This is a genomic window from Bartonella phoceensis, from assembly GCF_902825145.1.
In the GTDB taxonomy this organism is placed as follows: domain Bacteria; phylum Pseudomonadota; class Alphaproteobacteria; order Rhizobiales; family Rhizobiaceae; genus Bartonella; species Bartonella phoceensis.
The window spans coordinates 354725-378714 of the sequence record NZ_CADEAD010000002.1 but is presented as its reverse complement, the minus strand read 5'-3'; the positions used below and the strand labels follow the sequence as shown (position 1 = coordinate 378714).

Sequence of the window (23990 nt, the reverse complement as noted above, 5' to 3'; positions counted from 1 at the left end):
AAGAATAGAATTTTAAAAAGCGATATAGACAAATGCTTTCTTTATATGATATACACTATTACAGTATATGTCCTTTTAGATATTCTTCTAAAAGGAAATGGGTTTTTTCCTATTATTTATGACACTAAAACAAAGCAGGATAAATAGTGCAAGTACTTGTTCGTGATAATAATGTTGAGCAGGCGATACGTGCGTTGAAGAAAAAAATGCAACGTGAAGGTATCTTTCGTGAAATGAAAATGCGTGGTTATTATGAAAAACCATCAGAGAGGCGTGCTCGTGAGAAAGCTGAGGCTGTTCGCCGTACACGGAAGCTTGCTCGTAAACGTGCACAGAGAGAAGGTTTTGTTAGTAACGGTCGAGTTACTTCATCAAAATAGTGTGCGATGAACTTTTTTAGAGTCGTGTAAAAGCTATATCGTTAGGGATGTAAACATGATTGGGGAGGGGTGTTTTGTGTTTGCAAGCTTATGGGTGTGGTTTTTCACTACTTTATTTTCTTGTTGTTAGATATAAGGTTTATGCTTTTTTGATGCGTATTGTAGTTTTTACTTTACTTTTAGCTGTTTCAAGAAAAAATGATAAGTTATTACTTATAAAGTGTTAGAGTTTGTTGTTACTCTATGAGGCATGCAACAATTGTAGGGTGTTTTTTAAATTCTCGCAATCATCTTGGATCATAAAATATAAATATACTGTCATAATATATAACTATGTATGCAAAGGATAAAATATAAAATACACAGTACTCTTGTTTATTTTCAATAAAAGCAATAAAATTCTATAATTCTTGATATCTCTTGGCTTCTTTTTCTCACCCTAAAAGACAAAGATTCTGAATCACCAACAATCTCATTAAAAATTAGTTTTTTAATTTGTTTTCTTACTTACCGCTTATGTGATTTACTGTATAGATTCTACGAGCAAGTTCTATTCTGAATCTTCCGTTCAACTTTACACTTCCATACTTAATTGATGCAAAAAGTTTAAATCAGGTATCAATGACAAATGTGTTTTTAACATGCATGAATGTGCCTTCTATCACCGCCCTTCAGAACGATTGTTCTACAGTGCTACAAGATAATAATCTGAAATTTATATATGCCCATGTAGCCCGTTTTATTTTTTAAAGCACTGTACACAGTATTACCCATTAATCAGATCTTAGTACCCTATAATCGCAAAATCTGTAGAAATATTAACACTCATAACCACTATCGTTATGTTTATGAAATTACAAAAAAACCATCACGCCTTGGCTTTTCCCTAATACAAGGGCGGTTAGATACACTTTGAACCAGTAAACAAAATGATGATACCAGTTTATACCTCATATAAGTAAAGATGGTAATACTCAATGGATTTTATATTATAGCATTCAGAGATGCTGTCGTGAACTGGAGGTTGACTGAAAAGTATCCCCCATAAACAAATCTGTATTAAAAAGTTCAAATTTTTATCTTATTTATTCCATTATTTTTGTAATAATTTCTTTATTATTTAGATCTCTTTAACCAGCGATATGCCATAGCTTTAATCAATTCTCGATCCTATCTTCCAATTCCTAGATGGCCAATATATGAAATGAAGAGATAAAAAGGTTTAAGTGTGCAACATTCTAGTTGGTTTCGATTCTTAGTATTTGCATTATGTATTCTAATAGCAGGTTTTTTTGTATTAAGTTCATCCCGCTTTTTGCACGCACAAACACTCAATGTAGGACCAAGCGGTTTACCGCTTCCACGGTTTGCTTCAATTAAACCCACCCGTGTTAATGTGCGCATCGGACCAGGAAGTAATTATTCTATCATTTTTACCTACAAAAAACCGGGCTTGCCTATTGAAATTATCCAAGAATATGATCAATGGCGCAAAATTCGCGATGCTGAAGGCGATGAGGGGTGGGTATATCAATCGCTTTTATCAGGAAAACGAACTGCTATAACTATTCCATGGCAAAAAGATAAAACAAAAAGATTGATGCTACGCAAAAACCCCACTGATAACGCGGAACTTGTAGCAGAAATAGAGCCAAATGTCATTGGTCATATCCGCCAATGCGATGGATACTGGTGCGAACTAAATATTAATAATATCCGAGGATGGCTACTACAATCCCAATTATGGGGAATTTATCCGGATGAAAAAATTAAAAGCTGGTAAAGTTCTCCATTAATCAAATTCAATCTTTATTCCTTATTGAACTTTCCCTGTCCTATAATAAAATTAGTTCTTCGGTTTCAATCGAACTATCAAATCAACATGTGAAATTTCCATGCCCTCTGGTGGTTGAGGCAAATTACCAATAATAGGGGCTTCTCCTAAATTGCAAGGAATATCAAGAATACGATTTTCACCTTCTATATAAAAATGATAATGATCAGATGTATTAGTATCAAACCAAGTTTTCGAACCTTCTACAGCAATAATCCGTAATAATCCTGCTTCAGTAAACTGATGAAGTGTATTATAAACCGTTGCTAAAGATACCGGAACACCTAACCTACTTGCCTCTTCATATAGCTCTTCAGCAGCAATATGACGATTACCTTGAGAAAAAATCATATGAGCAAGTTCTAACCGCTGACGTGTTGGCCGTAAACCGCTTTGGCGCAAACGTTTTTCCAAAATAGAACTGGAATAATAACGTATAACATTCCCACAATCTTCCGCAGTTTGTTGTTCTTCATTTAAACTTAAATTGTCTGTGCTCACTGACATGTTAAAAACCACAATATATTTTTGTTCAAATAAGATTAAAATACAAAAAATGGAAATAGTACAATACAATTCTTATATTCCATTTTTAAATACAATTCACGTAGAATACATAAAAAAGGGCTTTTGTCATTAAAAATGGTATAAAATCATTTCCCTCTCCTTAAAATTTGCTCTAAAAGTAAGATGGGGAAAAGCGCAGAAATCAAAATATACACAAATAAATGGAGTAACAATGGCTGAACAAAAGTCTCGCTATACTTATGAAGAACTTCTAAGCTGCGCTCGCGGCGAAATGTTTGGTAAGGGTAATGCACAATTACCAGCACCGCCAATGTTAATGATTCATCGAATCACTCAAATCAATGAAACTGGTGGTGAATATAATAAAGGAATGGTTCGCGCTGAATTTGATATTACTCCGGACCTATGGTTTTTTGATTGTCACTTTATAGGTGATCCAGTCATGCCAGGATGTCTCGGTTTAGATGGTATGTGGCAATTAACAGGTTTTTTTCTCGGTTGGTTAGGTGAACCAGGAAAAGGAAGAGCTATATCAACAGGTGAAGTAAAGTTATCCGGTATGGTCACTCCACAAACCCAACTTCTTGAATATGGAATAGATTTTAAACGTATCCGACGTGGGAATTTAGTTTTGGGCATAGCTGATGGATGGGTAAAAGCAGATGGAGAAGCCATCTATAAAGCAAGTGATTTACGTGTTGCCTTATTTAAAGAAGACTGAAATAATTTCCAGTAAAAAGAATATTTTATTATTCTGTATGAAACAAGGAGGTATGGATGCGTCGAGTTGTTATAACTGGAATGGGAATTGTCTCCGCAATTGGAAATAATCCTGGTGCTGTTTTGTCCAGTTTGTATGAAGCAAAATCTGGAATTTCCTATGCACCCCAATATGCCGAATTAGGCTTTCGTAGTAGAGTTTATGGCAAACCTGATATTAATGTAGAGGAACTCGTTGATCGGCGTGCTTTACGCTTCCACGGACGTGGAACTGCTTGGAATCACATCGCTATGGATCAAGCAATCGTTGATGCAGGTTTAGAACTTCATGAAGTGTCAAATGAGCGTACGGGCATCATTATGGGCTCTGGAGGTGCTTCAACGCAATCCATTGTTGAAGCTGCTGACGTTACACGTCAAAAAGGTCCAAAGCGTGTTGGTCCTTTTGTTGTACCAAAAGCAATGAGTTCTACAGCATCCGCAACGCTTGCAACTTTTTTTAAAATTAAAGGAGTGAACTATTCAATCTCTTCAGCTTGCGCCACTTCTAATCATTGTATTGGTAATGCTTATGAATTAATACAATATGGCAGGCAGGATCGTATCTTCGCCGGTGGCTGTGAAGATTTGGACTGGACATTATCTGTTCTATTCGACGCTATGGGCGCCATGTCTAGTAAATATAATAATGTACCAGAGAAAGCTTCACGCGCCTATGATGCTAATCGTGATGGATTTGTTATTGCTGGGGGAGCTGGTGTTTTGGTTCTTGAAGAGCTTGAACTTGCTAAAGCACGTGGCGCAAAAATCTACGGAGAAATTATTGGGTATGGTGCTACATCCGATGGTCATGATATGGTTTCTCCGTCTGGTGAAGGAGCAGAACGGTGTATGCGCATGGCGCTTGCGACCGTAAATGATAAAATTGATTATATCAACCCTCATGCAACAGCAACGCCTGTTGGTGATCCCCCTGAAATAGAAGCGATTCGTCGTATTTTTGGAACAGGTGATCAATGCCCACCAATTTCTGCCACAAAATCTCTGACAGGCCATTCTTTAGGAGCGGCGGGTGTTCATGAGGCAATTTACACATTGTTAATGATGAATCATAACTTTATTTGTGAAAGCGCCCATATTGAAGAGCTTGATCCGGCTTTTGCCGATATGCCCATTGTTCGCAAACGTCGTGATAATCAACAACTTAATACTGTATTGTCGAATACATTTGGTTTTGGCGGTACCAATGCAACGCTCATTTTCCAACGCTATACATAAATAAGGATTCTTAGCTGGTTGAAAAAAGCATGGTCTTACGGAGAATAATATGAAAGGTTTGATGGAGGGCAAACGTGGCCTTATTATGGGGGTTGCAAATGACCATTCAATTGCATGGGGCATTGCATGCCAACTAGCAAAAGCAGGAGCCGAATTAGCATTTACCTATCAAGGAGATGCTTTCGGGAAGCGGGTTCAACCACTAGCGGAAAAGCTCGGTTGTAAATTGTTACTTGAATGCGATGTCGAAAAAATTGAAAATATCGATCGTGTCTTTGAATATCTTGAGAAAGAATGGAAAACTATTGATTTTGTTGTACACGCTATTGGCTTTTCAGATAAAGCTCAACTAAAGGGACGTTACGTTGATGTTACAACACGCGAAAATTTTAAGCGCACAATGGTCATTTCAGCTTATTCCTTTACTGAGATTGCCCAGCGTGCTGGTAAGCTTATGCCCAATGGAGGTACGCTTTTAACACTCACCTATGGAGCTTCACAGCAAGTTGTCCCTAATTATAATATCATGGGTGTAGCTAAAGCTGCTTTAGAAGCTATGGTACGTTATTTAGCCGCAGATTTTGGTCCACAAAATATTCGCGTTAATGCAATTTCAGCGGGACCTGTGAGAACTTTAGCTGGTAATGGTATTGCGGCTGCGCGTGCAATTTTTTCGTATCAACGCCGTAATGCGCCATTGCGCCGCACCGTAAATATTAATGAAATAGGAAAATCCGCTCTTTACTTACTCTCTGACTTATCATCAGGTGTTACTGGAGAAATTCATTATGTTGACTCAGGTTATAACATTATGTCTATGCCAACACTTGAAGAATTAAAACAAAGCGAAGAAACTCGTGGTGAATAATGAACTACAGTACTTTTAAAACGTACAGAAGGGGTCATGTGCCAATCGTTTGAAACGTGTCTTATTGGCTATTTTCTCTAAGGTATAATGCCTATAATTGAAAGAAATAGCTCGTTTTCAAAGATATAACTCAAGCAATAAAGCAGATTTTTTTCATTTAATTAATTTATATACCTCTCCAATGCGCTAAAGCATTAGCGTCTTACCTAATAGTCAACGCAACCTTTCTCAAAGTTCCATTAACTATAATCGCATTTCTCATGTGTTTGAATAATTTAAAAGCATACTGTATCATGCATTTCATCTTTAAGTGACCGGTTCAGTAATGTACTAGCTGCTTCAATCACACTTTTATTACAGAACAGAACTTGATAAATTTGCTCTGTAATGGGCATTTCTACCCCTATACGTTTTGCTAATGTATATACTTCTTTAGTATTTAAATAGCCTTCAACAACTTGACCAACCTGTTTGGCTGCTTCTTTTGTATTCACTCCTTGGCCGAGCAACATTCCAAAACTTCGGTTTCGTGACTGGTTATCAGTACACGTCAAAACCAAATCGCCTAAACCTGTCATACCCATAAATGTGGAAAGCTCAGCACCCATAGCAACACCTAGCCGACTGATTTCAGCTAAGCCTCGTGTAATGAGAGCTATTCGAGCATTTGCTCCAAATCCCATGCCGTCTGATATTCCTGCACCAATAGCAATGACATTTTTAACCGCTCCTCCTAATTGAACACCTATCATATCCGAACTTTTATATACTCTAAAACTTTTGCTACAATAGAAAAGTTGCTGTAACTCTTTACTAAATTCAGGATCAGAAGCTGCTACTGTAATTGCAGTAGGTAAACCGATAGCAAGTTCTTTAGCAAAAGTTGGTCCAGAAAGGATAGCTAAAGGAATTTTATCGCCCAAAATTTCGCGAGCAACTTCTTGTAAGAGACGTCCTGTACCATTTTCCAAACCTTTCGTTGCCCAAATAACACGTGAATGTTGATCCAAATAAGGCTGAACATTATATAATACCTGGTGAAATACATGGCTTGGAACAGCAATTAATATATCGCGACTTGCTGTTATTGCAGTTTCAAGTGAGGCTTCAAGCAATAGATTTTCAGGAAATCGAATATCTGGCAAAAATACTCGGTTACAGCGATACTTCTGTAATTCTTTGATATGTTGAGGATTATATCCCCAAAGTAAAACACGATGGCCGTTACGGGCAAGAGCAATAGCCAAGGCAGTGCCAAAAGAACCAGCACCAATAATTGTCATCGAAATGGCTTTCATTAAATTTTCTGATTATTCTCCAAATTTCAGCTTTTAATACTAATTATAGGCTATTGCGGTAAATACTCTCAAGTAAGATACTTTTAATAGAAACTCGCTTTTAAGAACACTACTCTCTTATAGTTTTATTCTAACACAACCTAAAACCTTTTCAAGATTCTCATATTCTTTGAATTAAATTATATAAATGTTATTCTTGGTATTTTCTATAAATGACTGTTTCTCTCAAATCAAAATTAAGGTTTCACTAAACTCAACTTTATTGTTCAAAATAAAAGCACATTCAAAATTGTATGATTATTCTATAGCTCCTGTATCTATTTCTTACCTTCCATCACACAAATTTTTTTGCAACTCACACATACAAAAAGAGCCAATGCACTTGGCATTGGCTTCATGGATTGTTTTTTATTTTTAGCAACCTACTTTACAGAAGTCTGCCCATTTGGCACCTGTTCCATAGGCATTTCTACGCCTGGTGCCTGCTCTACAGGGGATTGCATATTTGGTGATTGCCCCACGGGCATTTCTACGCCTGGTGCCTGCTCTACAGGGGATTGCATATTTGGTGATTGCCCCATGGGCATTTCTACGCCTGGTGCCTGCTCTACAGGGGATTGCATATTTGGTGATTGCCCCACGGGCATTTCTACGCCTGGTGCCTGCTCTACAGGGGATTGCATATTTGGTGATTGCCCCACGGGCATTTCTACGCCTGGTGCCTGCTCTACAGGGGAGTCCATACTCGGTGATTGCTCCATGGGCATCTTGTCACTCAATAAACCTCCCTCAGTCTCTTGCGTATTTGATGATTTCTCCGCTGATATAGAACTATCCCTTTCCGATCTTTCCAACTCAACGATACGTCCTGAACCACCCATCATATTATAATTCAAATGTGAAATAGCCCACCACGTACCTCCAATAATCAGAAAAGCACAAATAACCGCAAACCACAAAGCGCTTAAATTCCATTTAGCATCTGGACCAGAACTCAAATGCAAAAAGAAAACAATCTGCACGATAATCTGAATAATCGCCATCCCAATAAGATAGGTAACCTTTGTGCTAATTGCCCAACTTCCCATCATTCCATACATCACAGGAATAAAAGAACCTAAAGTGAAGAATACAGCTAGAATAAAACCAACTAAATAGGAACCAGTGCTGGGACCATGTACTTCGTTATGCGTGCTCATTACAGTGCTCCTAATAAATAAACCATGGTGAAAACACCAACCCACACAATATCAAGTAAATGCCAGAAAATTGAAAGGCACGCCAAACGTGTTTTATTATCTTGATCTAAACCATGACGGCGAAGATGAAAAAACATCACCACCATCCAGAGAAGACCGGTACTCACATGAAGACCATGGGTGCCAACCAAAGCAAAGAATGCTGACCAATAAGCGGATAAGACTTCTCGTCCAAAAAGCTGTAAACCCGTTGCAGGATCAATACCAGCATAAGCACCAGGATCGTAATAGTACACCTCACTCAAAAGTTCATGAAATTCATAAATTTCCATTCCAACAAAGCAGCATCCAAGCACAAATGTGATAGCCATCCATAAACGGACGCCACTAAGCTTACCTTTATGCGCTTGTACCATTACAAATCCATAAGTAATTGATGAGAGCAATAAAATAGCGGTCTCAACCAAAACAAATTTTAAATCAATAAATTCGTTACCCGCTTTTCCTCCACCATAAGAAGCAGAAAAAACGGCAAAAGCTGAGAACAGTGTTGAGAACAGTATTAAATCCGAAAGAATATAGACCCAAAAACCAAATACCATTGTCGAGCTATTGTCATGATGATGCTCATCAAGGTGAGTATTATTCATTGTTATCGTACTCATACGGTTGCTCCTTGTTTTTTAAGAACAGCTGTAAAAGCATCTTCTGTCTTTTGCACTTCTTCAGCTGAAATGTAGTAACCATGGTGATCACCTTTTAACGAATGACACACAATCGTTGCAACAAAGCCGATCATTCCAATCGCAACAAGCCACCATATATGCCAAACAAGCGCAAAACCAACAACTAACGAAAAGAATCCCGCAACAATTCCAGCCGATGTATTTGACGGCATATGAATTTTTGAAAAACCACTTGTTGGACGCTGATAACCATTCTTCTTCATATTCCAATAAGCATCATCAGACTGTACATTTGGAAGTATCGCAAAATTGTAAGCAGGAGGCGGAGAAGAGATAGACCATTCAAGTGTCCGTGCATCACCCCAAGAATCATTTACGGTTACCGGTAAGCGTCCCTTATGCTTAATACCATACCAAATTGCCAAAACAACTTGGACTACAAAACAAAGGATACCAAGCAAGATAATAAAAGCACCTACTGCAGCAATTATAAACAATGGCTGCCAACTAGGCTCCATATAATGTTGAAGACGGCGCGTCGCACCCATGAGCCCAAGAGCATAAACTGGGAAAAAAGCAAGATAAAAACCAATAAACCAACACCAGAAAGATGCAATACCTAGCATCCGATTCGGTTTATAACCAAAAACTTTTGGAAACCAAAAAGCAAGCCCAGCTAAATAAGCAAAAACGACACCTCCAATAATTGTATGATGGAAATGCGCTATCAAAAAGAGCGAGTTATGAAACTGCCAATCAGCAGGCACTATAGACAACAAAACACCCGTTAATCCACCACCAACGAACGTAAAGATCATCCCCATGCACCAAAGCATTGGAGGCTCAAAGCGAATTCGCCCCTTATACATAGTCAGCAACCAATTAAAGACTTTCACACCTGTTGGAACCGAAATAATCATCGTAGCAATACTAAAGAAGGTGTTCACAGCTTCACCCCCACCCATCGTAAAGAAATGGTGTCCCCAAACAAGAAGGGAAAGAATCAAAATAACCAACATTGCCCATACCATTGAAGTATAACCAAATAGGCGCTTTGAAGAAAAAGTTGAAACAACTTCAGAAACAATTCCAAAAGCAGGAACAACCAAAACATACACTTCAGGATGGCCAAAAACCCAAACATAGTTAACCCATACCATCGGATTTCCACCACCAACATTGGTAAAAAAATTCATTCCTAAATAACGATCACATGCCAAGAGCGCAAATGCTACAGCTAAGACCGGATAAATAACTAAAATAAGAACATTGCTAACAAAGGCGCTCCAGCAAAAGACAGGCATTTTCATCATTGTCATCCCAGGAGCACGCATCTTAATAATGGTTGCGACAAAATTGATTGACCCCATTGTTGTCGCAATACCAGAAAGCTGAAGTGACCATAAATAATAATCTACCCCTGTATCTGGACTATCTTGCAACTCTGTGAAAGGTGGGTACATCAACCAACCACCACGACCAAAATTCCCAACACCGAGTGATATGTTAATCAACACCGCTGCCGCAACTGTAATCCAAAAACCCAAATTATTTGCGAAGGGAAAAGCAACATCACGGGCACCAATCTGAAGTGGTATAAGATAATTGAACAAACCAAATAAAATCGGCGTAGCCATGAAGAAAATCATAATAGTGCCATGTGCTGAAAAAATCTGATCAAAATGCTCAGGAGGTAGATAACCTGCTGTCTCACTCCCAAGAGCAAAAGCTTGATGCGTCCGCATCATAATTGCATCCGCAAAACCGCGAACGAGCATAATAATACCAAGCACGATATACATAATACCAATGCGTTTATGGTCGACTGTTGTAATCCAATTTCGCCATAGAACTCCCCACCAACCAAGTACTGTCAAAGCAATAACAGCAACTAAACCACCCACAACAATCGCAATACATGTGTATAATACAATCGGTTCATGTGCTAGTGCATGAAAAGCACCAGCAGTAGGATCTGTAAGTCTTCCAAACATTTCTTAACCCGTATCAAATAAACTTCACTTTAAAGAGCCTTATTTTAAAAAGGCTCTTTCTTGATCGATACTCTAATAATATTAGCAACATTCTAAATAACATCAGGATCAAAAACAGAACAAAGTGCACCCCAAAGCGTCTGAGCCGCAGCACGCTTCATTAAATCTTCATTACATACCGTATTTTCATCAACACATCGATTAACAATCCGGTAATAAAGCCGATCCTCAATGGGTGCAAAATAACGCACTTCAGCATCCTTTTCCTTTGCAGGAATATCACCCATACGAGGCGCAATGGAAAGTTGACGATAAGATGTACGATCAAGGATTTTGCCATTAGCACGTGCTTTAGCAATCCAATCATCAAAATCCTGCGAAGATACAGAATGCCACTTAAACCGCATCCCTGAAAAACCATCACCACTGTAATTTGCCGAAGCCCCGTTGAAGATCCCTTGCTTATCAGCTAACAAATGCAACTTAGAATTCATCTGTGGCATAGCATAAAGAACCGTGCCGAGTTTTGGTACCCAAAAAGCATTAATAGAACTATGTGATGTTAATTGTAACAAAACCTGACGGCCTGCAGGCGCGTAAATTTCATTGATAGATGCAACACCATATTCAGGAAACATAAAGAGCCATTTCCACTTAAGAGCCACAACATCCACTTGCAATGGCTTCCCTTCACCAACGACTTCTACTGGAAGTGGATTTTCTGGCTCAAGTTCATAGGTATAATAGGCTGCCAATGAACCTAAAATCAACACAATAATTATTGGAATACCCCACATAAATGCTTCAATTTTATTTGAGTGCCCCCAATCAGGTAAATACTCTTCCGTCGTGTTCGATGCACGATATTTAATGGCCAAAAATACCACACTCACCATTACTGGGATCACAACGCAAAGCATAACAGCTACACAAATAACAATTAACATGAGCTGTTGACGTGCTACATAACCCGCCGGTTGAAGAACATCTACTTTACAACTCGACAAAAGCAATGCTACTCCTAAAAGTACGGGCATCTTTATTTGTTTAACAAAGTTTATCATTTCACCTGCCCTATCATATATATCGGAAGTTGTTATCAAAAAATAACAAAACCTTAATGATATGCTTACCTATTTAAAAAGAATTATCAAGTAAATTAAAATGCACTCACCATTCTTATACAAGTTTTGTCTTTTCTATAGTAAATTTAAGTCTTTTAGCAATATATTCAAGCGCAAACCAATACCCATTACTCCCACAACCAGAAATAACTGCATCCACACCAGCAGACGTATAAGAGTGATGCCGAAAAGCTTCACGTTGATAGATATGAGATAAATGAACTTCTACTTTTGGCCCTGAAAACATTTTTAAAGCATCAAGAATTGCAACAGATGTGTGACTATAAGCAGCTGGATTGATTATCAATCCAGCGCTTATCCCAATTGCCGCCTGTATCCATTCTACCAATTGCCCTTCATAATTGCTCTGATGAAACCGCACTATCACACCAGCTTTTTTTGCCCATTCTTTGCAAAATTTTTCAATATCTTCTAGAGTTTCAGATCCGTAAATTTCTGGCTCACGTTTCCCGAGAAAATTTAAATTAGGACCATTTAAAACCGTTATAATTGTAGACATAATAAGCCTCTTCTTTTCAACGATCATTTTATAAAAAATTTTAGCATGTCTCTTATTGCAACAAAACTCCATCCTTAATCTCAAAAAACTCTGCTCTTCCTTTTAAGACATCAAATAAAAGGCGATCTGTTCCTGTCATAAATGTTTGCCCACCTAACTCATCAAGAATATCAAATAAAGCAGCTCGTCGATGAGAATCAAGATGAGCAGCCATTTCATCAAGCAAAAGAATGGGAGCCTTCTCCGATATCATACCTGTTAAACGTGCATGACATAAAACTAAACCTATCAGTAAAGCCTTTTGCTCACCCGTTGAACACGATGTAGCAGCCATATTTTTATCAGCATAAAAAACCTGCAATTCTGTGCGATGTGGTCCTTCTAATGTCCGACCAGCCGCACGGTCTATTGCACGGTTATGTCGCAATCGATCACAAAATTGCTCTTCAACCTCAACCGCTGATATCTTACTCAGAGCCGCTTCTAAAAAACCATCAATTTGCAAAAAAGCCCGTGGAAAAGGTATCTGAGATGGCATCTGCGCAAACAAATCATTTAAAAGCCGAATAACATCGATACGCGCCGCAGCAATAGCCGTTGCTAGCTCTGCCATTTGCTTTTCTAAAGCATCAAACCAAGCGCAATCTTTATTTCCATTCAAAAACAAACGGTTACGTGCACGCATGACCCTATCATAATCTGTTATGCGGCGGCTATGTAAAGGATCAATAGCCAAAACCATACGATCCAAAAAACGACGACGCTCAAGAGAAGGACCTGTAAAAAGTCCATCCATAGAAGGAGTTAAAACACTTATATGGCAATAATCTGTTAGATAATCACTTGTTTCGCTCACACCATTAATATGTATTTTGCGACTGTTCTCATCAATGTCCAAGGCTGTACCAATATTGACTTCACCATAAAGAGCACATTGAAGACGCGCAAACACAACAAACCCTCCACCTATACCATCTGCAAAGCTAACATCAGAATAAGCCGCACGCCGTAGTCCACGACCGGGAGAGAGAAAAGATAACGCTTCTAACAGGTTTGTCTTACCAGCACCATTATGACCAATGAAAACTACATGCTGACCTGAAAAACGAATATTAAAAGAAGGATAATTGCGATAACGCACAAGCCTAAGCTGTCTCACTGCTACTTTATGCACATGACCAGCCATGCATTGCAAAATAATTGTCCCTAAACGCGTATAGGCATAAGCACGTAAAGCACATCCGCATTATCATTATCACGAATCAAAGCCGGCGCTACAGCATCTGCCAACATAAAAATCATCTCATCGCTTGAAAGTTGCCCAGCAATATCTAAAAGATAACGCGAATTAAACCCTATCTCAAGCGGATCAAATGCGTAAGTTGCTACTAACTGATCTTCTGCACTTCCTGAATCAGGATTATTAACAACAAGCCTTAATTGCTCATGTTCAATCGTTAACTTTACTGCACGCCCACGATCACTTGAAATTGTCGAAACACGATCAACCGCAGAAGAAAAGTCCTGCCTATTGACGATTAATTTTTTATTATTCCCTAGAGGGATAACACGTTGATAATCTGGAAATGTCCCATCAATCAATTTTGATGTAAAAACTACTGAACCTACAGAAAAACGAATCTTTGTCTCTGAGAGCTCTACGCACACATCACCATCAATCTCTTCTGAAAGAAGTTTTTGTAATTCTCCTATAGCTTTACGAGGAATAATGACACCTGGCATATTATCAGAACCTGAAGGAGCCTCCATGTCAACTTGTGCCAAACGATGACCATCAGTAGCAACTAAACGCAGCTTTAAAATACCATCATTAATAACATGAAAATAAATACCATTAAGATAATAACGGGTTTCTTCAGTAGAAATAGCAAATTGCGTACAATCAAGTAAACGTTTCAACTTTGATGCCGATAGGGAAAAACGATAACCAAACTGACCCGGAAGCGACTCTGGAAAATCTATCTTCGGAAGGCACTGAAGCTGAAAATGTGCATAACCCGAAACAACGGACATCCTATTTGCTTGTTTCTCACCAACTGACAACATAATCTCGCTGCCATCAGGAAGTTTCCGAACTATGTCATACAACAAATGTGCTGGAACAGTTATTGCCCCTGCTTGTTCAACATTGACTACAAAAGATTCTGTAATCTCTAAATCAAGATCTGTTGCCTTTAATTGCATACTCCCATTCTCTGCATCAATCAGCACATTTGACAAAATAGGAACAGTATTACGACGTTCCACAACACGGTGAACGCGACCAAGAGACTTGAGAAATTGACTGCGATCAACTGTAATACGCATAAAATCTCCGTTATAATTTACCAAAAACTACAGAAACTCTTTAGAAACATAACTGATCCTCTTAAGAATCATCTGCAAAATTCTATTCAACCCCTTTTAAAATGGCAAGTGAATCCTTTATAAGAAAAAATAGCTGTCTTCATGAAATACTCTCGAGATTTCCTCAAAAGAGGCCAAACTATAAACACTACGCAGCCTGCTCTCCAATCAAACGCTTAAGCAATTCAAGCTCTTTGGCCAATGTCTGATCACCACAAACCAAATCTTCAATTTTACGGACAGCATGTAACACTGTCGTATGATCACGCCCTCCAAAACGGCGTCCAATTTCTGGCAGTGAGCGAGGTGTCAACATTTTTGCTAAATACATTGCAACTTGTCGCGGTTTCACAACTGTACGTGTCCGACGATTAGATAACAAATCCTGTTTAGAAACATTATAATGACGCGCAACTGTACGCTGAATTTCTTCGATCCGGATCCGTTTAGGTTCACCAGAACGTGTCAAGTGACCTAATAACTCATCAACCCGTTCTAATGATAAATCAGACTCGAAAGACTGACGGAACAATAACTGATTAAATGCTCCTTCAATATCACGTCCTGACCCTAAAACTATTCTCGCAATATACTCTAAAATATCATTAGAAATCGAGACCATATTATCATCTTGTTGTGCCACCTTTAACCGCTGATGTAGCATTTTCAAACGCATCTCATAATCTGGCGCTTCAATTTCAAGGGCTACGCCTCCCTGAAGACGAGACCGAACACGAAGATCAAGCGATTCTAATTCTGCTGGTGGACGATCGGCAGCCACAACAACTTGTTTTGCACTATCAAGCAACATATTAAGCAAATGACAAAATTCGTGCTGTATCGATTTTCCCTGCAAAAATTGCATATCATCAATAATGAGGATATCAATATCACGAAGCTGCTCTTTAAAAGAAAGAGCATCGTTATCACGAATAGCTGTTGCAAAACGCCACATAAAATATTCAGCGGTCAAGTAAATAACCCGCGCAGGTGTTAGACGCTTCAAAGCTGCAGCTGCAATAGCTTGAAGCAAATGCGTTTTCCCTAAACCGACAGATGCATGAATAAAAAGAGGATTAAATCTTAAAGCACTTTTATGTCCTTCTGCAATCGAACGTGCAGCGGCTAAAGCAACACGGTTAGAAGAACCTTCCACAAAACTTTCAAAAGTATAGCGAGAATCAAGCGGTGAACCAAAAACACCCGCTGGAACATTCTTTACGGAATGCTCTGTGTAATTCTCAACAAAAGATGGAGGCGTTCGCTCTTCCAGCGCAACAGGAGCTGCACTCGTTTTACAGACTACACCTCCTGAAACACGCTTCATACCGCGAACTATGACTTCAACGCGAAGAATTGCTGAATTCTCTTGTTTCCATAAACTGGTTAAAAGAGAACCATAGTGGTTATTAATCCATGAACGCAAAAATGCTGTAGGAACAGAAAGCTTTACAAGATTACGGCTATATTCAGCAAGCTTCACACGACCAAACCAACTCGTATAAGCCTCAATGCCAACCTGCGCTTTTAATTGCGCCATCACACGCACGAAAGCCGCTGCACCTTCTTCTTCTGAAATAATAGGATGCTCTCTAGAAGCATTTCCGTCAACTGCCCTACCTCTATCCGTCATCCTACTCTTTATTATTTTCTCTGCCGATAGGACATTCACCAAAACCCCTTTACAGGAACTAGCTTTAGAGTTCAATTTATCCACCATCTTTCATCCTGATAAAAATAAAAATTTTGTCCTGCCAAACAGCTAAAAATAAACTTAGCAACGGCAAAACGCCCTACCCCAAATAAGATTACTCATCCCCCCTAGGATAGTTTCATTACAACCCCATAAATAAAGATGACCAATAAGATTTACTTGCCCTCATGATACGATCCATTCTTCTAAAATGGCAAACATACCGATCAAAAAAATTAAAAAACACGCTAGAACACCTATACAAAATAAGAGCCCATAACAACCTAAACCAAAGAATCTTACACTCAACATAACACAGGATAATGAGTTGACGTGACCCCTGTACATTTTTTAATTTCCATAAGAACCATACAAAACAGCAGAGGTAAAATGCAAGGGGTCAAAATAAAATCAAAAGCCTCTAAAAAACCGCTATAAATCTGCTCACATAAATAAGGAATGAGAAAAATAATTGATTCAATTCATTTTTTTTCTCTAAATTTACCGATAATTAAAGAATCTTTTCCGATTAAAAAAAAAAAATAAAAATGCTTGACAAAAAAGACTCTGTAAAAATTCACAAAGGTTGTGGATAACCATATAAATTCTCTAAATCTTCTCTGCCTTTTCATGAAAAGAATCGCTGCAACTTCCCCTCTTTTAAAAATGTCGGATTTTTTAAAAATAAAAAAAACCAGCATCTGTAAAAAATGCTGGTCCAATTCTAACAAAATGAAAAAACCTTAGTTAAGAGCCTTTAACCGCTTCGCTAAACGCGATACCTTTCGTGCAGCAGCATTTTTATGAAAAACTCCTTTAGAAACCGCACGCATAATTTCAGGTTCAAAGTCCTTAAACGCCATCTCTGCAGATGCCTTATCGCCACCAGCCAAAGCATCATCAAACCTACGTATAAAAGTACGAACGCGTGAACGGCGTGCTCTATTAACCTGCGTGCGTGCTGCAACTTTGCGCACCGCTTTCTGAGCGGAAGGTGTATTCGCCATAAATATATCTCTCTTTCAACACATTGGATAGGACCAGTCTAAACGACAACTCTACCAATCCAAACAAATCTAAGCTACACAACATTATAAAGTTGCTGATAATTGCATAGTTTATAATGCAATCCTCAAGTCAACGTCAATCGAATTTTCAAAGAGAGGTATAAAAACAAAGCCAAATTCCTTGAAAACTCCATTTATAATTTAAATTATTCCCCAATGAATAATGCATTTAAACTGCCAGATTACGCAAAACATATTGCAAAATCCCACCATGATGCAAATAATCCAACTCATCTTCAGTATCAACACGGCACAATAGTGGAACAGTTTTTATTATTCCATCAGAAAAAGTGATTGTGGCTATGGTTTTCTGACGCGGTTTTAAGTTATGAATCCCTTCTATCGTTATTTTTTCATCTCCCTTTAAGCCCAAAGATTTCCAACTCGCCCCTTCTTCAAATACAAAGGGAACAATTCCCATACCAACAAGATTAGAGCGATGAATCCGTTCAAAAGACTGAGCAATCACTGCTTTTACACCAAGAAGATTGGTACCCTTAGCTGCCCAATCACGCGATGACCCATTACCATATTCAATACCAGCAAAAACAACAAGCGGAACGCCTTCCCGTTTATACGCCATTGCTGCATCATAAATTGCTTGCTCTGCTCCCGATGGATAATGAACTGTATAACCTCCTTCACGACCATTTTCTCCTAGCATGAAATTACGAATGCGGATATTGGCAAAGGTCCCACGCATCATCACTTCATGATTCCCACGGCGTGTTCCGTACTGATTAAAATCAACCACTTGAACCCCATGATCTGTTAAATATTTACCCGCAGGAGAATCAATCTTAATGGAACCAGCAGGAGAAATATGATCTGTCGTGATTTTATCACCAAACAGACCTAAAATTCTTGCGTCTTTAATATCTGGTAAAACATCAGGAATTTTCCGCATATCATCAAAGTATGGTGGATTACGCACATATGTCGATTGCTCATCCCAGGAATAGGTAGAACCCGTTGGAACCTGCACTTTTTGCCAATTTTTGTCCCCCTTAAACACATCCGCATATTTTTCAGCAAAAATCTTACGGGTGACATTTTTTTCGATAAACTCTTGTATTTCTTTAGAGGTTGGCCAAATATCTCGCAAATAAACTGGTTGACCATCTGAACCTACTCCAAGAGGCTCCTTTGTTAAATCTTTACGCACCGTTCCTACCAAAGCATGTGCAACAACTAAAGGTGGTGAAGCTAAATAATTCGCCTGCACATCAGGTGAGACACGACCTTCAAAATTACGATTTCCTGAAAGAACCGCAGCTGCAATTAAACTGTTATTATTAATTGTTTTGGAAATAGCTGGGTACAAAGGACCAGAATTTCCAATACATGTCGTGCATCCAAACCCCACCAAATTAAACCCTAGCGCATCTAAATCTTTTTGCAGACCAGAATTATGCAGATAAGCTTCAACAACTTGTGAACCAGGTGCAAGAGAAGTCTTAACCCATGGTTTACTTTTGAGACCTTTTGCCACAGCATTACGTGCCAAAAGACCGGCTGCGATAAGAACGCTTGGATTTGACGTATTTGTACAAGAAGTAATTGCAGCAATTACTACATCACCGTGGCCAAGCGCGTATTCTTCACCTTCAACTTGATAACGCTTGTCTTGTTCAGAAGTTTTCTTATAATCCTCGATCAATGCCTTCTCAAAACCTTGACCAACACCTTCCAATGCAATACGCCCTTCAGGACGTTTAGGACCGGCCATAGAAGGCACAACACTTCCCATATCTAATTCAATTGTATCACTAAAAATGGGATCAGTTACGAATTCATCATGCCACATCCCTTGTGCTTTGGAATAAGCTTCCACTAAAGCTATCCGATTCTCATCACGCCCTGTCATATTGAGATAACGCACCGTTTCCTTATCAATTGGAAAAAAACCACAGGTTGCTCCATATTCGGGAGCCATATTCGCAATCGTTGCCCTATCGGCAAGCGTCATATGTTCCAGACCAGGTCCAAAAAACTCAACAAATTTACCAACAACACCCTTCTTGCGTAGAATTTGTGTTACCATCAATACCAAATCGGTAGCCGTTACACCTTCTTTAAGTTTACCTGTTAAACGGAAACCAATCACTTCAGGCAACAACATAGAAACAGGCTGGCCTAACATTGCCGCTTCAGCTTCAATACCACCAACTCCCCAACCCAAAACACCTAAACCATTTACCATAGTCGTGTGCGAATCAGTTCCCACACAGGTATCAGGGTAAACGGTCTGATGCTTCGCCTCATTCTTCAGCCACACGCATTGTGCTAAATATTCTAGATTAACCTGGTGACAAATCCCTGTTCCTGGAGGTACAACGCGAAAATTCTGAAATGCCTGCTGACCCCATTTTAGGAAACGATAGCGTTCACCATTACGTTCATATTCATGCTCCACATTTTCCTTAAAAGCCATAGGATTGCCAAAGTCATCAACAATAATTGAATGATCAATAACAAGATCGACGGGAATAAGAGGATTGATTTTTTCAGCATTCCCTCCAAGTTTGACCATAGCATCACGCATCGCAGAAAGATCAACGACTGCAGGAACACCTGTGAAATCTTGCATAAGAACGCGTGCAGGGCGATAGGCGATTTCTGCACCAGCACTCCCTTTATCGTTTAACCACTTTGCAACATTTAAGATATCCTCTCTCTTCACCGAGCGACCATCTTCAAAACGTAATAAATTTTCAAGAATTACTTTCATTGAAAACGGCAGGCGAGAGACACCTTGAAGTCCATTCTTCTCCGCTTCAATCAAACTATAATAAGTATATTCCTTGCCACAAACATTTAAAGTTCTACAACAATTAAAGCTATCAATTTGAGTCACGACTGTCTACCCTCATACTACAAACCATACAATTTCTCGGAACAAACAACACAAACTACGAGTCAAGGTCGCAGCTTGAGTGCAGACGTAATCACTTTTATCTTCTATTCCCTTCTTTAGTAAATTCGGAAATCGGTACTAAAAACTATTCTACACCAGATCTTGATACAACATCCGCGTTATAGAACTATTTCTAGAACTATTCTAGGTACAATTGCATAAAAAACGTATTTTTTTATCCTAGAATGCAATAAAGGTTATAGAAAAAAGTAAAATAGGTAAGCATATGATGTTATCGGGCGAAAATTTAGCAGCTCACAGAAATGCAGAAGTTCTGTTTCAGGGCCTTTCCTTTTGTTTGTTGCCACAGCAACTTATGACCATTACAGGCCCAAATGGAATCGGAAAATCTACATTATTACGAATCATCGTCGGCCTTTTTGAAGCTGCAGAAGGCAATATAATACTCAAAGATCAGGAACAAACATACCCGGTAGCAACTGCATGCCATTATCTCAGCCCTCAAAATGCTATGAAACCTTTTTTGTCTGTTATCGATAATCTGCAATTTTGGTCAAAATTTTATGGACAACCTCTACGTTATCCACATGAAGCCCTTGCTGATATTGGCCTTTCTGATCTTGAACACTTATCCTTCAATGTTCTGTCAACGGGACAAAAAAGACGTGTAGCTATTGCCCGCCTTTTGCTCTCTTATCGTCCTATTTGGATTTTAGATGAACCAATATTAGGAATTGATAGCTACGCTCACACCCTTCTTACCAATATTTTTCAGCACCATCTCAATCAAGGCGGTATGATTATTGCTGCAACCCATAGTCCCCTCGGCATTCCAGAAAATCATAAAATTGCTTTGGAAAAATTCTTACCTCCCCAGGAGAGAAGAGAATGAAAGCACTGTTCTGGCGTGATCTTAAATTAACCCTAGCGCCACAAGCCTCTTCTTTAAGAGGGCTTTTATTTTTCATCGCTGTTATTGTGGTTACCCCTTTTGTCATCGGACCAAATCCTAAAGTGCTTGCACAGATAGGTCCAGGTATATTATGGTTCGCAGCCCTTCTCGCAGGACTTCTTAATCTCAATAAGCTTTTTCAAACCGATCGTGATGATGGAAATCTCGATCAATTTATCCTTTCTGGACAAAGACAAAGTTTCATACTGATTGTGTTTATCAAATGCCTTGCCCATTGGGTTGGAACAATGCTTCCCCTTATTTTTGTTACGCCTCTTTTAGCACTCATGCTCCATTTAAATGCCACGATAACTTTCACAACGACACTCACTCTCTTATGCGGAACACCTGCTATTATTTTTATTGGTGCTATAGGAGCAGCACTTGCAACAACATTATTACACAGCACTCTCCTCATTTTTATTATCATTTTACCATGGATCATTCCAATCATGGTTTTCGGCGTTTCAGCTGCTACAGCTCCAATAAATCCAAATGCTTCTTTTCTCACTTCCTTGACTCTTCTTATCGCTTTTTCACTTCTTTTGAGCCTTTTTAGCTCTTCTGTTGCCGCTATAACACTCAAGCTTTTAGCAGAATAATAAAAGATGATTGCCGCACAGTAAAACTCTGCCTATTATAAACTTCATGAATAAAATATCTCGCACACATAAAATGAGGTTACTCCCAATAAGTTTAATCCGTTTTATGAAAATAAGTAGTGTCGTTTTGCCCTGGTTAACTGGTATAACATTATGCCTTCTTATCTTAGGGCTTATTCTTATTATGCATTCTCCTGATGACTATCAGCAAGGTATCACCGTCAAGATCATGTATATTCACGTGCCCTTCGCGTGGCTTTCTACATTTTGTTATATCATCATAAGTATTGCTGCCTTAGGAAGTTTAAGGAGATATCCTCTTGCTTATGTAGCACTCAAATGTGGTGCACCCATTGGAGCAATTTTTACAGCTTTGGCTCTGATGACAGGTGCGCTTTGGGGACGCCCTACATGGGGAACATGGTGGGTATGGGATGCGCGACTCACATCGGTTTTTATCTTGTTTTTCATCTACCTTGCCATTATCATGCTTGCGCGCGCTTTTGATAATCAAGAAAAGGCTGCATACGCAACAGCAATTCTCACACTCGTTGGACTTGTGAATATCCCCATTATCAAATTTTCCGTTAATTGGTGGAATACACTCCATCAATCCGCATCGCTTTTGCGTTCAGGAGGCCCAACAATTGAGAATGCTATGTTATGGCCCCTCATAACAATGCTATTTTGTTTTATCTTTATGTTTATTTTGCTCTATTTGATGTCCATGCGAAACGAAATCAATAGTCGTTATATTCAAATACTTCAGATCAAAAAAGCCCGTCGTGCACAACATAAGGATTCCTCATCATGTTCCACCTAAATAGCCTTCACAGCGGACTTTTAGGAAATCTCTCTCAACAAATTGACTGGTTTCTTGGTACCCTTCACCACGAGCAAATTGTTGTTTTGAGCTACATACTTTCTGCAATTTCCCTCTTATGCCTTATTGGGCATATCCTTTGCAAAGCTGCATACCAAAAAAAAATCCTTCAACAGCTAAATAAAAAAGAGTTGTTTCGGAAAGAAAAACATAATGAAAATCACTCCTAAAAAGCCTAAAAAAAACATATCTTTACCCCTCTTTTTAGGTCTTTTTGGACCATTTGTATTTTTTTTTCTTCTTATGATACTTTTCTTCTACTTTATAGAGAACAAGCATCCCCATGATGCTTCTCTTCTTTCAAACACATTCGCTGGAAAACCAGTTCCTAAAACACGTCTTCCCATCCTTGGTAATGAAAATAATTTTCTTAATTCAGAACACTTTAAAGGGCGTGTAACATTAGTCAATTTTTGGGGATCTTGGTGCTTATCCTGTCGCGAGGAGCACTTACTTCTTATGAAAATTGCACAAGATCAACGTTTTGACCTCATTGGCATTAATTACAAGGATAGCAAAGAGAATGCCCAACGCTTTTTGAATAATTTTGGTAATCCTTTTAAAGTTATCGGTCTTGATGTTTCAGGTCATACAGCCATTAACTGGGGGGTGTATGGACCACCAGAAACCTTTCTTTTAAATAAGGAGAGCATTATTATTGCCAAACATGTTGGACCCTTAACATGGCAAATTTATCAGAAAAAAATCCTGCCAAAAATTGAAAAAGCTATCATAACAAAAGATATAATACATTGATTCATAAAATTAATTCATCATCACTCTCTATTGAATAAGAGCATTGTTAGGTTTTCTTATTTCACTCCACCTTAAGATGAATCCTTCAAAATATTTATTTGCATGTCACAAAAAAAAGCGATGCATAGGTAAAAGCTATTTGAAAAAAGGCAGAATATATTTCTTATGAAAACTTTTAATATTAAAAAAAGATATAACATTAGAAACTGATAAATATAATAATAGTACTGATTTGTATTTTCATAAGTATAACAATGTTTCTACCCTACCAATCTTACATTATACTATTCTCACACGGGATAAAACTTGGAGCAAAAAAGAAGTCTCTTTCAAATAAGTATATTAATAAACAAATAGTGTATT

22 protein-coding genes are annotated in these 23990 nt (G+C 38.6%); 10 read left to right on the top strand and 12 right to left on the bottom strand.

The annotated features are described in order from the left end of the window. The first annotated feature begins 146 nt into the window (after positions 1–146). Both rpsU and J7R07_RS03785 read left to right on the top strand, forming a co-directional pair. Positions 147–380, top strand: a complete 234-nt coding sequence (gene rpsU, locus J7R07_RS03790; protein ID WP_208435604.1) for a 30S ribosomal protein S21 — start codon at positions 147–149, stop codon at positions 378–380. Positions 381–1608: 1228 nt separating this feature from the next. Continuing rightward, positions 1609–2163 (top strand): SH3 domain-containing protein, encoded by a 555-nt coding sequence (locus J7R07_RS03785; RefSeq protein ID WP_208435603.1) that lies wholly within the window; start codon positions 1609–1611, stop codon positions 2161–2163. Between the two features lie 63 nt (positions 2164–2226). Here the strand turns inward: J7R07_RS03785 and irrA are convergent, their stop codons facing one another. Further along, the gene (gene irrA / locus J7R07_RS03780; protein WP_208435602.1) at positions 2227–2721 is read right to left on the bottom strand and encodes an iron response transcriptional regulator IrrA; all 495 of its coding nucleotides are present in this window, start codon (positions 2719–2721) and stop codon (positions 2227–2229) included. A 232-nt stretch (positions 2722–2953) separates the two neighbouring features. On the opposite strand from irrA, the gene fabA reads away from it, so the two are divergent. From fabA to fabI, 3 genes are read left to right on the top strand one after another with little or no spacing between them, the layout of a single operon-like run. After that, a complete protein-coding gene (gene fabA / locus J7R07_RS03775; protein WP_208435601.1) occupies positions 2954–3463 on the top strand; it encodes a 3-hydroxyacyl-[acyl-carrier-protein] dehydratase FabA in 510 nt (169 codons plus the stop codon). Between the two features lie 56 nt (positions 3464–3519). After that, a complete protein-coding gene (gene fabB / locus J7R07_RS03770; protein ID WP_208435600.1) occupies positions 3520–4740 on the top strand; it encodes a beta-ketoacyl-ACP synthase I in 1221 nt (406 codons plus the stop codon). 49 nt (positions 4741–4789) lie between these two features. Beyond that, positions 4790–5608, top strand: coding sequence for an enoyl-ACP reductase FabI (gene fabI / locus J7R07_RS03765; RefSeq protein ID WP_208435599.1), 819 nt, complete (start codon positions 4790–4792; stop codon positions 5606–5608). A gap of 275 nt (positions 5609–5883) precedes the next feature. On the opposite strand, the gene gpsA is transcribed toward fabI, so the two are convergent. From gpsA to acnA, 11 genes are all read right to left on the bottom strand, one after another. Then, positions 5884–6906, bottom strand: coding sequence for an NAD(P)H-dependent glycerol-3-phosphate dehydrogenase (gene gpsA / locus J7R07_RS03760; RefSeq protein WP_208435598.1), 1023 nt, complete (start codon positions 6904–6906; stop codon positions 5884–5886). A gap of 422 nt (positions 6907–7328) precedes the next feature. Continuing rightward, positions 7329–8105 carry a cytochrome o ubiquinol oxidase subunit IV gene (gene cyoD / locus J7R07_RS03755; protein WP_208435597.1) on the bottom strand — a complete coding sequence of 259 codons (777 nt, stop codon included), beginning with the start codon at positions 8103–8105 and terminating at the stop codon, positions 7329–7331. Next, on the bottom strand, positions 8105–8770 hold the full coding sequence (locus J7R07_RS03750) for a cytochrome (ubi)quinol oxidase subunit III (protein WP_208435596.1): 666 nt from the start codon (positions 8768–8770) through the stop codon (positions 8105–8107). The genes cyoD and J7R07_RS03750 overlap by 1 nt, the downstream gene beginning before the upstream one ends. Next, the gene (gene cyoB / locus J7R07_RS03745) at positions 8767–10785 is read right to left on the bottom strand and encodes a cytochrome o ubiquinol oxidase subunit I (RefSeq protein WP_208435595.1); all 2019 of its coding nucleotides are present in this window, start codon (positions 10783–10785) and stop codon (positions 8767–8769) included. Before cyoB ends, J7R07_RS03750 begins: the two co-directional genes overlap by 4 nt. A gap of 92 nt (positions 10786–10877) precedes the next feature. After that, positions 10878–11849: a ubiquinol oxidase subunit II gene (gene cyoA, locus J7R07_RS03740; RefSeq protein ID WP_208435594.1), complete on the bottom strand. Its 972-nt coding sequence runs from the start codon at positions 11847–11849 to the stop codon at positions 10878–10880. A 115-nt stretch (positions 11850–11964) separates the two neighbouring features. After that, complete coding sequence (gene aroQ, locus J7R07_RS03735; RefSeq protein ID WP_208435593.1) at positions 11965–12429, bottom strand: type II 3-dehydroquinate dehydratase; 465 nt, start codon at positions 12427–12429, stop codon at positions 11965–11967. Positions 12430–12481: 52 nt separating this feature from the next. Beyond that, positions 12482–13615 carry a DNA replication/repair protein RecF gene (gene recF / locus J7R07_RS03730; RefSeq protein ID WP_208435592.1) on the bottom strand — a complete coding sequence of 378 codons (1134 nt, stop codon included), beginning with the start codon at positions 13613–13615 and terminating at the stop codon, positions 12482–12484. A 20-nt stretch (positions 13616–13635) separates the two neighbouring features. Next, on the bottom strand, positions 13636–14757 hold the full coding sequence (gene dnaN / locus J7R07_RS03725) for a DNA polymerase III subunit beta (RefSeq protein ID WP_208435591.1): 1122 nt from the start codon (positions 14755–14757) through the stop codon (positions 13636–13638). Between the two features lie 187 nt (positions 14758–14944). Beyond that, positions 14945–16516 (bottom strand): chromosomal replication initiator protein DnaA, encoded by a 1572-nt coding sequence (gene dnaA, locus J7R07_RS03720; protein ID WP_208435590.1) that lies wholly within the window; start codon positions 16514–16516, stop codon positions 14945–14947. Positions 16517–17232: 716 nt separating this feature from the next. After that, a complete protein-coding gene (gene rpsT, locus J7R07_RS03715; protein ID WP_208435589.1) occupies positions 17233–17496 on the bottom strand; it encodes a 30S ribosomal protein S20 in 264 nt (87 codons plus the stop codon). A gap of 229 nt (positions 17497–17725) precedes the next feature. Further along, positions 17726–20413 (bottom strand): aconitate hydratase AcnA, encoded by a 2688-nt coding sequence (acnA, locus tag J7R07_RS03710; protein ID WP_208435588.1) that lies wholly within the window; start codon positions 20411–20413, stop codon positions 17726–17728. A gap of 286 nt (positions 20414–20699) precedes the next feature. On the opposite strand from acnA, the gene ccmA reads away from it, so the two are divergent. Genes ccmA through J7R07_RS03690 form a run of 5 tightly spaced genes read left to right on the top strand, consistent with a single transcriptional unit; the run spans position 20700 to position 23627 of the window. Continuing rightward, a complete protein-coding gene (ccmA, locus tag J7R07_RS03705) occupies positions 20700–21326 on the top strand; it encodes a heme ABC exporter ATP-binding protein CcmA (RefSeq protein ID WP_208435587.1) in 627 nt (208 codons plus the stop codon). Further along, a complete protein-coding gene (gene ccmB, locus J7R07_RS03700) occupies positions 21323–21988 on the top strand; it encodes a heme exporter protein CcmB (protein ID WP_208435586.1) in 666 nt (221 codons plus the stop codon). Before ccmA ends, ccmB begins: the two co-directional genes overlap by 4 nt. 46 nt (positions 21989–22034) lie before the next feature. Further along, a complete protein-coding gene (locus J7R07_RS03695; RefSeq protein ID WP_208435585.1) occupies positions 22035–22811 on the top strand; it encodes a heme ABC transporter permease in 777 nt (258 codons plus the stop codon). Continuing rightward, positions 22799–23041, top strand: coding sequence for a hypothetical protein (locus tag J7R07_RS08345; protein ID WP_246464839.1), 243 nt, complete (start codon positions 22799–22801; stop codon positions 23039–23041). The genes J7R07_RS03695 and J7R07_RS08345 overlap by 13 nt, the downstream gene beginning before the upstream one ends. Next, entirely contained in the window at positions 23025–23627 is a 603-nt protein-coding gene (locus J7R07_RS03690; protein ID WP_208435584.1) for a DsbE family thiol:disulfide interchange protein, read from the top strand. The genes J7R07_RS08345 and J7R07_RS03690 overlap by 17 nt, the downstream gene beginning before the upstream one ends. The last annotated feature ends 363 nt before the right edge of the window (positions 23628–23990 follow it).